This window comes from Gordonia westfalica, from assembly GCF_900105725.1.
Taxonomy (GTDB): Bacteria; Actinomycetota; Actinomycetes; order Mycobacteriales; family Mycobacteriaceae; genus Gordonia; species Gordonia westfalica.
On the sequence record NZ_FNLM01000028.1, the window covers coordinates 1 to 10,718 of the forward strand.

The 10,718-nt window shown below is 62.1% G+C and carries 16 protein-coding genes and 1 pseudogene; 8 read left to right on the forward strand and 9 right to left on the reverse strand.

The window, feature by feature from the left end; genetic code table 11:
* From BLU62_RS04040 to BLU62_RS04055, 5 genes and pseudogenes are all read left to right on the forward strand, one after another.
* Window positions 1-956 (forward strand): annotated as a pseudogene (locus BLU62_RS04040) (large terminase); the annotation flags it as partial.
* 5 nt (window positions 957-961) lie between these two features.
* Window positions 962-1,258 carry a hypothetical protein gene (locus BLU62_RS04045; protein ID WP_139179984.1) on the forward strand — a complete coding sequence of 99 codons (297 nt, stop codon included), beginning with the start codon at window positions 962-964 and terminating at the stop codon, window positions 1,256-1,258.
* Between the two features lie 12 nt (window positions 1,259-1,270).
* Window positions 1,271-1,606, forward strand: coding sequence for a hypothetical protein (locus tag BLU62_RS31560; protein WP_244278058.1), 336 nt, complete (start codon window positions 1,271-1,273; stop codon window positions 1,604-1,606).
* Entirely contained in the window at window positions 1,600-2,211 is a 612-nt protein-coding gene (locus tag BLU62_RS33645) for a hypothetical protein (protein ID WP_074848345.1), read from the forward strand. Before BLU62_RS31560 ends, BLU62_RS33645 begins: the two co-directional genes overlap by 7 nt.
* A gap of 1,203 nt (window positions 2,212-3,414) precedes the next feature.
* Window positions 3,415-3,996: a hypothetical protein gene (locus BLU62_RS04055; RefSeq protein ID WP_074847885.1), complete on the forward strand. Its 582-nt coding sequence runs from the start codon at window positions 3,415-3,417 to the stop codon at window positions 3,994-3,996.
* 173 nt (window positions 3,997-4,169) lie between these two features.
* Here BLU62_RS04055 and BLU62_RS35085 read toward each other — a convergent pair whose 3' ends face one another.
* Window positions 4,170-4,358 (reverse strand): hypothetical protein, encoded by a 189-nt coding sequence (locus BLU62_RS35085; protein WP_483099055.1) that lies wholly within the window; start codon window positions 4,356-4,358, stop codon window positions 4,170-4,172.
* Between the two features lie 135 nt (window positions 4,359-4,493).
* Between BLU62_RS35085 and BLU62_RS35090 the strand changes: the two genes are divergently transcribed.
* Both BLU62_RS35090 and BLU62_RS04065 read left to right on the forward strand, forming a co-directional pair.
* Window positions 4,494-4,829: a hypothetical protein gene (locus tag BLU62_RS35090; protein WP_483099056.1), complete on the forward strand. Its 336-nt coding sequence runs from the start codon at window positions 4,494-4,496 to the stop codon at window positions 4,827-4,829.
* A gap of 5 nt (window positions 4,830-4,834) precedes the next feature.
* Entirely contained in the window at window positions 4,835-5,245 is a 411-nt protein-coding gene (locus BLU62_RS04065) for a hypothetical protein (RefSeq protein WP_139179985.1), read from the forward strand.
* Here BLU62_RS04065 and BLU62_RS32415 read toward each other — a convergent pair.
* The 8 genes from BLU62_RS32415 to BLU62_RS04090 form a co-directional block, all read right to left on the reverse strand.
* Window positions 5,211-5,759 carry a hypothetical protein gene (locus BLU62_RS32415; protein WP_139179986.1) on the reverse strand — a complete coding sequence of 183 codons (549 nt, stop codon included), beginning with the start codon at window positions 5,757-5,759 and terminating at the stop codon, window positions 5,211-5,213. The two genes, BLU62_RS04065 and BLU62_RS32415, sit on opposite strands and share 35 nt — an antisense overlap.
* Window positions 5,760-5,797: 38 nt before the next feature.
* Complete coding sequence (locus BLU62_RS04070) at window positions 5,798-6,568, reverse strand: phage capsid protein (protein ID WP_244278059.1); 771 nt, start codon at window positions 6,566-6,568, stop codon at window positions 5,798-5,800.
* Window positions 6,569-6,706: 138 nt separating this feature from the next.
* Complete coding sequence (locus BLU62_RS32825) at window positions 6,707-7,207, reverse strand: hypothetical protein (RefSeq protein ID WP_159441536.1); 501 nt, start codon at window positions 7,205-7,207, stop codon at window positions 6,707-6,709.
* A gap of 75 nt (window positions 7,208-7,282) precedes the next feature.
* Window positions 7,283-7,474, reverse strand: coding sequence for a hypothetical protein (locus BLU62_RS31565; RefSeq protein ID WP_084811714.1), 192 nt, complete (start codon window positions 7,472-7,474; stop codon window positions 7,283-7,285).
* 557 nt (window positions 7,475-8,031) lie between these two features.
* Window positions 8,032-8,520, reverse strand: coding sequence for a hypothetical protein (locus BLU62_RS33650; protein ID WP_139179987.1), 489 nt, complete (start codon window positions 8,518-8,520; stop codon window positions 8,032-8,034).
* Entirely contained in the window at window positions 8,468-9,388 is a 921-nt protein-coding gene (locus tag BLU62_RS04080; RefSeq protein ID WP_244278060.1) for a phage portal protein, read from the reverse strand. The genes BLU62_RS33650 and BLU62_RS04080 overlap by 53 nt, the downstream gene beginning before the upstream one ends.
* Window positions 9,389-9,400: 12 nt before the next feature.
* On the reverse strand, window positions 9,401-9,907 hold the full coding sequence (locus BLU62_RS04085; protein WP_139179988.1) for a hypothetical protein: 507 nt from the start codon (window positions 9,905-9,907) through the stop codon (window positions 9,401-9,403).
* Window positions 9,885-10,340 (reverse strand): hypothetical protein, encoded by a 456-nt coding sequence (locus tag BLU62_RS04090; protein WP_208863597.1) that lies wholly within the window; start codon window positions 10,338-10,340, stop codon window positions 9,885-9,887. The genes BLU62_RS04085 and BLU62_RS04090 overlap by 23 nt, the downstream gene beginning before the upstream one ends.
* A gap of 15 nt (window positions 10,341-10,355) precedes the next feature.
* Between BLU62_RS04090 and BLU62_RS33180 the strand changes: the two genes are divergently transcribed.
* Window positions 10,356-10,718: hypothetical protein (locus BLU62_RS33180; RefSeq protein WP_208863598.1), on the forward strand; the 363-nt coding region annotated here is incomplete at its 3' end.

The following is a 10,718-nucleotide window of genomic DNA, read 5'->3' on the forward strand; positions in this document are numbered from 1 at the left end:
AGGAACTTGCTTACGGCGCTTTGAAGTACATCGTCGAAGAAGGCCCTGATGCGGACCTGTTCGATTCGACGTTGGATCGGATTGTGCGGCTGAATGATCACGGTCGTGCTGACGGCAAAGCGGTCGCATTGTCGAAACACCCAGGGTCTCGTGACGGCGCTCGTACGACGATGAACTGTTTCGATGAGCCGCACCGGCTGTATTTGCCGCGGCAGTTGAAGGCGCACCAGACGATGGATGCGAACCTGCCGAAACGTCCGCTGGATGATCCGTGGTCGTTGTATGTGGGGACTGCCGGTCAACCCGGTCAGGGTTCGGTGGCTGAAGAGATTCACATCGAGGCCACGCAGATCGCTGAAGGCAAAATTCAGCGTCCGGACTTGTTCTATCTGTATCGCACGGATGACGATCCCGAACGGGATCTGTCGGATAAGGACGAGCGGATTCGGGCGATCGCTGAGGCGACCGGCCCGATCGGCGAGTTCGGTCCGGGCCAGTTCGACGAGATCGCTTCGAAGTGGGATCGCCCTGGCGCCGATGGGCCGTATCTCGAGCGGGTGTGGTTGAACCGGTGGAAACGTCAGGGCGACCAGGCGTTTGACATGAAGAAGATCAAACCGGGTTTGTGCCGCTCAGGGGAGCGCATCCCTAAGGGCGGGTTCATCACTCTCGGTTTCGATGGCGCCCGGTTCCGTGACGCTACCGCGTTGGTGGCGACGAGCATCGACACCGGGTTGCAGGAGTTGCTGGGGTTGTGGGAACGCCCCGACGATGACGACCTAGAAGACGACGGTTGGGAAGTCAACGAAGCTGAGGTGACCGCCGCCGTCGAGGACGCCATGACCCGGTATGCGGTGTGGAAGATGTACGCCGACCCCCACACTGGACCGAAACGGTCGGCTCGTGGGCTGCGAAATGGCCTGACCGGGTGGAGGAGTGGTGGACCGCCCGAGTGAAGCCGATGGCGTACACGCTGCGCGAGTATCGGGAAGCCATCGACTCGGGGTCGATCACATTCGGTGGCGAACACAGCCACGAGGACTTTGTCAGGCACCTCGGAAACGCGGGCCGCAAGGAACTGAAGATCGTGGACGACGAGGGGAAACCCTTGGATGTCCTCCAGAAGCAAGATGGTCGGGCTGACCTCAAGTTTGATGCCGCGATGGCGTCGGTGCTGTCGTGGAAAGCCTGTCTGGACGCACGCAAGTCAGGGGCTCGACCGCCAAGGCCGGTCGGAATGCCACGTCGCATCTACTGAGAGGGGTGGTGCATGATTCCGGTGACGCCGGCCGAATGGCTCCCCGTCCTCACAGCCCGTTTGGATGCTGCGCAGCCGCGAATCAGTCTGCTGCGTCGCTACGTTGACGGCGACGCCCCGCTCCCTGAGATGGGTAAGAATGTGCGGGCGTCGTGGCAGCGTTTTCAGCGGCAGTCGCGCGTCAACCTGGCGACGAAGATCTCGTCATCCTTGGCGGAGCGGCTGATCCCCAACGGTATTGATGTTGGCTCCAACACCGACAGTGATGTGGTGGCTGCGCGCAAAGGATCTGGCGCGATAACCGCATCAAAGGTGTGGTCGCTAAGGAAGCCACCCATCACATGCTGAATTACGCCACCAGCTACATGACTGCATGGGTCGGGGACAATGGGCACGCCGTCATCACGGCGGACTCACCGGAAATGATGTACGCGGCGACTGACCCGTTGCAGCCGTGGAAGGCGCGCGCCGCGATCCGTTGGTGGCGTGACTCGGATGCGGAAACAGACTTTGCGATCGTGTGGTGTCAGATCGGCTGGCAGCTGTTCAGCCGTTCGGTGTGGGTAAACCCTGCCGAGGTGGTGGAGCGGCGCATCCGCAACAACCGTGCCAGTTCGGATCAGTGGGATGCGGCGACAGAGTTCGTCATCACCGGCGAGGGGCCGCCGGTGGTGGTGTTGAACAACCCGCTCGGAATGGGTGAGTTCGAACCCCATCTCGACACCATCACCCGCATCAACGCGGGAATCCTCGAGCGTCGTGTGACATCAGCGATGCAGGCGTGGCGTCAGCGCGCCCTCACGGGAGGTCTGCCACAGAAGGACGCCGAAGGCAACGACATCGATTGGGCGTCGGTGTTCGAGCCGGCGCCTGGTGCGTTGTGGGACATCCCTGCTGGTATCGAGTTGTGGGAGTCCGATGCCACCGATATTAGGCCTCTTCTGGAGGTGTGAAGGATGATTGCGGGAGCTGTCGAGATGTCGGCCACCCGTTCCCCGCGCTGCTTCCGGGTTCTCAGAATCAGTCGGCTACCGGCTCTGCTGCGATGAAGGAAGCGTTGATCCTGAAGGCGCGTGACGACTTGACGTGGTTGATACGGGCTTGTCGGCGATCATCTCGAAAGCTTTGCGTATCGAGGGTTTGAGACCGAGGAGACGATCTCCTTGTCGTGGAACGCCGGATCACGTGTCGCTGTCGGAGAAGTATGACGCCGCGGTGAAGGCGAAGGGTGCGGGGAGTCATGAAGTCGATTGCCCGCAACATTCTTGCTACTCGCCGGAGCAGATCGAGCAGGATGCTTAGATCTGCTGACGAGCAGCTGATGAGTTTCGTGGACAACGCGAATGCCCGAGTCTGATCGCTTCTGATCGGCTACCAACAGGCCGTTGCGGACGTCCGCGCGCGGGTGATGAACTACGCCAACGCAATCTGGGGTGGCTTCCCGCGTTCCGTGATGCTCAGGCAGAGAGCTGATTGCCCGATGGTGCCGATGGTGACGGCGGGACAACTCAAGTCGCGAATCTGACGTCCAGTTATATTGCCCGTGCTGTATCAGGTGGAGTTCCGCTTCCAGTGGATCGAGACGGGTTACCCGTGCCGTGGGTGGACCCGAACTGTTGTACCGGAGGCTTTTGAGCAGGTATGGGCCGACCTTCCGAATCCGCACCGCTGGATGCGGCAGTCGCGCGGGGCCACACGGTTGATGCATCTGGTGGCGACGGACATGCAGATGGCGAAGGTACGGCAGGCCGACGCGTCCTCCAGGCTGCTGGAGTCAAGGCGTACGGCGGGTGCTGAACGGCCCAAGAACTGTGCTCTCTGTGTCATCGCCTCTACTCAGCGCTATCACGTTGGTGACCTGTCGCCCATACACCTGGATGTGACTGTTCGTCGCTCCCGTGAAGTCGGATTGGAACGGCGACCGGTGATCGATCGGATCTACTCGAGGACACACACAAGCAGGTGCGGGAACTTACCGGCGCCGACAATCGCGCCGCCACGATACCAGAACTTCTCCTGGTCGCGACACGGAGAGATCGGCCCCGTCCTCACATGGCGGGACAGAACTTCAAAGCCGCCTAGAGCTTCCCTCGCACACCAGTGCGGGATTTTGAGCGCCGCAACGGCGCACCATCCGACGAAACGTCAGGAGCAACATGCCCGAGGAAACTGCTGCCGCCGAAACGGTTGACCAGCAAGACGACCCGACCGCCGAGGTTGAGACCACCGACAGTGAGCCCACGCTCAGTGTGGAGGATCTCATCGCTGAACGCGACAAGTGGAAGTCGCTGTCTCGCGAGAACGAGAAGGGCCGGAAGGCGAACGCCGACAAGGCCCGCAAGTACGACGAACTGCTGGCGCAGAAGGAACGCGACGAGCAGACCTGGCAGGAGCGGGCCGAAAAGGCCGAAGCTGCCCTCGCTGCAAACACGAAGCAGCGGGAACGCGACAACCTCGCCAAGAAGATCGTGGAAGGCACCGATGTGCCCGCGGATCTACTCGTCGGTGACACCGAGGAGGAGATGCGCGCCCATCTCGACCGCCTGCAATCGTTCCGCGGACCCAAGCAGACCGTACCGCCCGCTGCCCCGGCATCGGTGGTTGCCAATGCCGATGCGGCGCCGGCGAACAAGGTGCAGCAGCTCACTCAGGCAGACCTGAAGAACATGTCCCCAGCCCAGATTCGCGACGCTGACGCCAAAGGCCAGCTCGACGAACTCAAGGGCATCCGAAAGTAAGGAGCCATCATGGCCATCACCCATTTCATTCCCGAACTGTGGGCGGCGAACATCACCCAGGCGTGGGACGCCGAGAAGGTGTTCGCCGCTCTGCTCGACCGCCAGTACGAAGGCGTCGCGACAAAGGGCAACACCGTCCACATCCCCGGTGTCGTCGCACCCGCGATCAAGGACTACAAGGCCAACAACCGCACCACGTCGGCTGACGCCATCACCGACACCGGCGTCGACCTCCTGATCGACCAGGAGAAGAACTTCGACTTCAAGGTCGACGACATCGACGCCGCCCAGTCTGCGGGCAGCCTGGCCCCGTACACCGACGCCGCCGGAAAGGCGCTCGTCGATGACGCGGACAAGTTCATCGCCACCATGCTCGCCGCCGGAGCCACCAACCTGTCGGGCTCCGCTCCGGACACCGGGAACAAGGCATTCGACCTCGTCAAGGCTGCTCGTGTGGCCCTGAACAAGAAGAACGCCCCGCCTCCGGCCGAGTTCTCGTGTGCAACGCCGACTTCGAAGGTCTGCTCCTCGGCGCGGATTCGAAGCTCACCAGCTTCGATGTGTCCGGCGACAACAACGGCCTCCGCAACGGCACCATCGGCTCCCTCCTCGGGTTCCGTGTGCTGTCGTCGAACAACCTGCCCAACAACTCCACCCCCGGCTTCGTGGCGTTCCACCCGGAGGCCGCGGCCTACGTGTCGCAGCTCGATAAGGTGGAGGCCCTGCGCGCCGACAACAGCTTCGCCGACCGGCTGCGCGGCCTGCACGTGTACGGCGGCAAGGTTGTCCGTCCGGACGGCGTCGTCAAGTTCGGAATGACTTCGGGTAGCTGATCCAGGTGTCTCTTCCTCCCCTTGCTGTTCGTGACGACGTGATCGCCGTGGCGCAAAGGGACCTGACCGAACCTGAGCACGCGTCGGTGTATCAACTGTTGGATGCGGCATCGGACCAGTTCCGTGCCGCATCCCAACAGCAGTTCACCCCCGGCGAGTCGACGGTGCGGTTGAAGGTGAATGGTGGGCGGGTCCGTCTGGACCAGTTGCCAGTCACAGGGGTGACGTCTGTGACCGATGACGCGGGAAACTCTGTGGACTACACCCGAAATGGGATGTGGTTGACCGTCGGATGTGATTCTTCACGGTTCCTCACTGTCACATACTCGCATGGCGGAGAAGTGCCGCCGCGTGTGAAGAATGCGGTCGCCGAAATGGTGATCACGCCGCCGCAGGGGAAATACGTTGGACAATGACTTGCCTCCCTGCCAGCGAAACGATGCCGCCAACTTCAGGTCCGACTCGGACATCTGCAAACCGAGTTCGGCGCTCGACCGACCATGCAGTGGTCTGCGAGATCGGACCTGCGGAGTCGGTCAGCGACCGGGCTCCGGCCATCACTTCCTCCGGCGTCACAAGAGCGCGGATCACCATTTCGGCGACCGCATTCTTCACACGCGGCGGCACTTCTCCGCCATGCGAGTATGTGACAGTGAGGAACCGTGAAGAATCACATCCGACGGTCAACCACATCCCATTTCGGGTGTAGTCCACAGAGTTTCCCGCGTCATCGGTCACAGACGTCACCCCTGTGACTGGCAACTGGTCCAGACGGACCCGCCCACCATTCACCTTCAACCGCACCGTCGACTCGCCGGGGGTGAACTGCTGTTGGGATGCGGCACGGAACTGGTCCGATGCCGCATCCAACAGTTGATACACCGACGCGTGCTCAGGTTCGGTCAGGTCCCTTTGCGCCACGGCGATCACGTCGTCACGAACAGCAAGGGGAGGAAGAGACACCTGGATCAGCTACCCGAAGTCATTCCGAACTTGACGACGCCGTCCGGACGGACAACCTTGCCGCCGTACACGTGCAGGCCGCGCAGCCGGTCGGCGAAGCTGTTGTCGGCGCGCAGGGCCTCCACCTTATCGAGCTGCGACACGTAGGCCGCGGCCTCCGGGTGGAACGCCACGAAGCCGGGGGTGGAGTTGTTGGGCAGGTTGTTCGACGACAGCACACGGAACCCGAGGAGGGAGCCGATGGTGCCGTTGCGGAGGCCGTTGTTGTCGCCGGACACATCGAAGCTGGTGAGCTTCGAATCCGCGCCGAGGAGCAGACCTTCGAAGTCGGCGTTGCACACGAGAACTCGGCCGGAGGCGGGGGCGTTCTTCTTGTTCAGGGCCACACGAGCAGCCTTGACGAGGTCGAATGCCTTGTTCCCGGTGTCCGGAGCGGAGCCCGACAGGTTGGTGGCTCCGGCGGCGAGCATGGTGGCGATGAACTTGTCCGCGTCATCGACGAGCGCCTTTCCGGCGGCGTCGGTGTACGGGGCCAGGCTGCCCGCAGACTGGGCGGCGTCGATGTCGTCGACCTTGAAGTCGAAGTTCTTCTCCTGGTCGATCAGGAGGTCGACGCCGGTGTCGGTGATGGCGTCAGCCGACGTGGTGCGGTTGTTGGCCTTGTAGTCCTTGATCGCGGGTGCGACGACACCGGGGATGTGGACGGTGTTGCCCTTTGTCGCGACGCCTTCGTACTGGCGGTCGAGCAGAGCGGCGAACACCTTCTCGCGTCCCACGCCTGGGTGATGTTCGCCGCCCACAGTTCGGGAATGAAATGGGTGATGGCCATGATGGCTCCTTACTTTCGGATGCCCTTGAGTTCGTCGAGCTGGCCTTTGGCGTCAGCGTCGCGAATCTGGGCTGGGACATGTTCTTCAGGTCTGCCTGAGTGAGCTGCTGCACCTTGTTCGCCGGCGCCGCATCGGCATTGGCAACCACCGATGCCGGGGCAGCGGGCGGTACGGTCTGCTTGGGTCCGCGGAACGATTGCAGGCGGTCGAGATGGGCGCGCATCTCCTCCTCGGTGTCACCGACGAGTAGATCCGCGGCACATCGGTGCCTTCCACGATCTTCTTGGCGAGGTTGTCGCGTTCCCGCTGCTTCGTGTTTGCAGCGAGGGCAGCTTCGGCCTTTTCGGCCCGCTCCTGCCAGGTCTGCTCGTCGCGTTCCTTCTGCGCCAGCAGTTCGTCGTACTTGCGGCCTTGTCGGCGTTCGCCTTCCGGCCTTCTCGTTCTCGCGAGACAGCGACTTCCACTTGTCGCGTTCAGCGATGAGATCCTCCACACTGAGCGTGGGCTCACTGTCGGTGGTCTCAACTCGGCGGTCGGGTCGTCTTGCTGGTCAACCGTTTCGGCGGCAGCAGTTTCCTCGGGCATGTTGCTCCTGACGTTTCGTCGGATGGTGCGCCGTTGCGGCGCTCAAAATCCCCGCACTGGTGTGCGAGGGAAGCTCTAGGCGGCTTTGAAGTTCTGGTCCCGCCATGTGAGGACGGGGCCGATCTCTCCGTGGTCGCGGACCAGGAGAAGTTTCTGGTAGTCGTGGGCGGCGCGATTGTCGGCGCCGGTAAGTTCCCGCACCTGCTTGTGTGTGTCCTCGAGTAGATCCGGATCGATCACCCGGTCGCCGTTCCAATCCGACTTCACGGGAGCGACCGAACAGTCACATCCAGGGTGTATGGGCGACAGGTCACCAACGTGATAGCGCTGAGTAGAGGCGATGACACAGAGAGCACAGTTCTTGGGCCGTTCAGCACCCGCCGGTACGCCTTGACTCCAGCAGCCTGGAGGGACGCGTCGGCCTGCCGTACCTTCGCCATCTGCATGTCCGTCGCCACCAGATGCATCAACCGTGTGGCCCCGGCCGCGACTGCCGCATCCAGCGGTGCGGATTCGGAAAGGTCGGCCCATACCTGCTCAAAAGGCCTCCGGTACAACAGTTCGGGGTCCACCCCACGGCCACGGGTAACCCCGTCTCGATCCACTGGAAGCGGAACTCCACCTGATACAGCACGGGCAATATAACTGGACGTCAGATTCGCGACTTGAAGTTGTCCCGCCGTCACCATCGGCACCAGTCGGGCAATCAGCCTCTCTGCCTGAGCATCACGGAACGCGGGAAGCCCACCCAGATTGCGTTGGCGTAGTTCATCACCCGCGCGCGGACGTCCGCAACGGCCTGTTGGTAGCCGATCAGAAGGCGATCAGACTCGGGCATTCGCGTTGTCCACGAAACTCATCAGCTGCTCGTCAGCCAGATCTAAGGCATCCTGCTCGATCTGCTCCGGCGAGTAGCCAAGAATGTTGCGGGCAATCGACTTCCATGACTCCCCCGCACCCTTCGCCTTCACCGCGGCGTCATACTTCTCCGACAGCGACACGTGATCCGGCGGTTCCCACGACAAGGAGATCGTCTCCTCGGTCTCAAACCCCTCGATACGCAAAGCTTTCGAGATGATCGCCGACAAGCCCGTATCAACCACGTCAAGTCGGTCACGCGCCTTCAGGATCAACGCTTCCTTCATCGCAGCAGAGCCGGTAGCCGACTGATTCTGAGAACCCGGAAGCAGCGCGGGGAACGGGGTGGCCGACATCTCCGACAGCTCCCGCAAGTCATCCTTCACACCCTCCAGAAGAGGCCTAATATCGGTGGCATCGGACTCCCACAACTCGATACCAGCAGGGATGTCCACAACGCACCAGGCGCCGGCTCGAACACCGACGCCAATCGATGTCGTTGCCTTCGGCGTCCTTCTGTGGCAGACCTCCCGTGAGGGCGCGCTGACGCCACGCCTGCATCGCTGATGTCACACGACGCTCGAGGATTCCCGCGTTGATGCGGGTGATGGTGTCGAGATGGGGTTCGAACTCACCCATTCCGAGCGGGTTGTTCAACACCACCACCGGCGGCCCCTCGCCGGTGATGACGAACTCTGTCGCCGCATCCCACTGATCCGAACTGGCACGGTTGTTGCGGATGCGCCGCTCCACCACCTCGGCAGGGTTTACCCACACCGAACGGCTGAACAGCTGCCAGCCGATCTGACACCACACGATCGCAAAGTCTGTTTCCGCATCCGAGTCACGCCACCAACGGATCGCGGCGCGCGCCTTCCACGGCTGCAACGGGTCAGTCGCCGCGTACATCATTTCCGGTGAGTCCGCCGTGATGACGGCGTGCCCATTGTCCCCGACCCATGCAGTCATGTAGCTGGTGGCGTAATTCAGCATGTGATGGGTGGCTTCCTTAGCGACCACACCTTTGATGCGGTTATCGCGCCAGATCCTTTGCGCCGCAGCCACCACATCACTGTCGGTGTTGGAGCCAACATCAATACCGTTGGGGATCAGCCGCTCCGCCAAGGATGACGAGATCTTCGTCGCCAGGTTGACGCGCGACTGCCGCTGAAAACGCTGCCACGACGCCCGCACATTCTTACCCATCTCAGGGAGCGGGGCGTCGCCGTCAACGTAGCGACGCAGCAGACTGATTCGCGGCTGCGCAGCATCCAAACGGGCTGTGAGGACGGGGAGCCATTCGGCCGGCGTCACCGGAATCATGCACCACCCCTCTCAGTAGATGCGACGTGGCATTCCGACCGGCCTTGGCGGTCGAGCCCCTGACTTGCGTGCGTCCAGACAGGCTTTCCACGACAGCACCGACGCCATCGCGGCATCAAACTTGAGGTCAGCCCGACCATCTTGCTTCTGGAGGACATCCAAGGGTTTCCCCTCGTCGTCCACGATCTTCAGTTCCTTGCGGCCCGCGTTTCCGAGGTGCCTGACAAAGTCCTCGTGGCTGTGTTCGCCACCGAATGTGATCGACCCCGAGTCGATGGCTTCCCGATACTCGCGCAGCGTGTACGCCATCGGCTTCACTCGGGCGGTCCACCACTCCTCCACCCGGTCAGGCCATTTCGCAGCCCACGAGCCGACCGTTTCGGTCCAGTGTGGGGGGTCGGCGTACATCTTCCACACCGCATACCGGGTCATGGCGTCCTCGACGGCGGCGGTCACCTCAGCTTCGTTGACTTCCCAACCGTCGTCTTCTAGGTCGTCATCGTCGGGGCGTTCCCACAACCCCAAACTCCTGCAACCCGGTGTCGATGCTCGTCGCCACCAACGCGGTAGCGTCACGGAACCGGGCGCCATCGAAACCGAGAGTGATGAACCCGCCCTTAGGGATGCGCTCCCCTGAGCGGCACAAACCCGGTTTGATCTTCTTCATGTCAAACGCCTGGTCGCCCTGACGTTTCCACCGGTTCAACCACACCCGCTCGAGATACGGCCCATCGGCGCCAGGGCGATCCCACTTCGAAGCGATCTCGTCGAACTGGCCCGGACCGAACTCGCCGATCGGGCCGGTCGCCTCAGCGATCGCCCGAATCCGCTCGTCCTTATCCGACAGATCCCGTTCGGGATCGTCATCCGTGCGATACAGATAGAACAAGTCCGGACGCTGAATTTTGCCTTCAGCGATCTGCGTGGCCTCGATGTGAATCTCTTCAGCCACCGAACCCTGACCGGGTTGACCGGCAGTCCCCACATACAACGACCACGGATCATCCAGCGGACGTTTCGGCAGGTTCGCATCCATCGTCTGGTGCGCCTTCAACTGCCGCGGCAAATACAGCCGGTGCGGCTCATCGAAACAGTTCATCGTCGTACGAGCGCCGTCACGAGACCCTGGGTTGTTCGACAATGCGACCGCTTTGCCGTCAGCACGACCGTGATCATTCAGCCGCACAATCCGATCCAACGTCGAATCGAACAGGTCCGCATCAGGGCCTTCTTCGACGATGTACTTCAAAGCGCCGTAAGCAAGTTCCTCGCCGAAATGGTTAGGGCCTCCGATCCCGAAATGGGAGGTAGTTCAATGCCTGGACCTGCT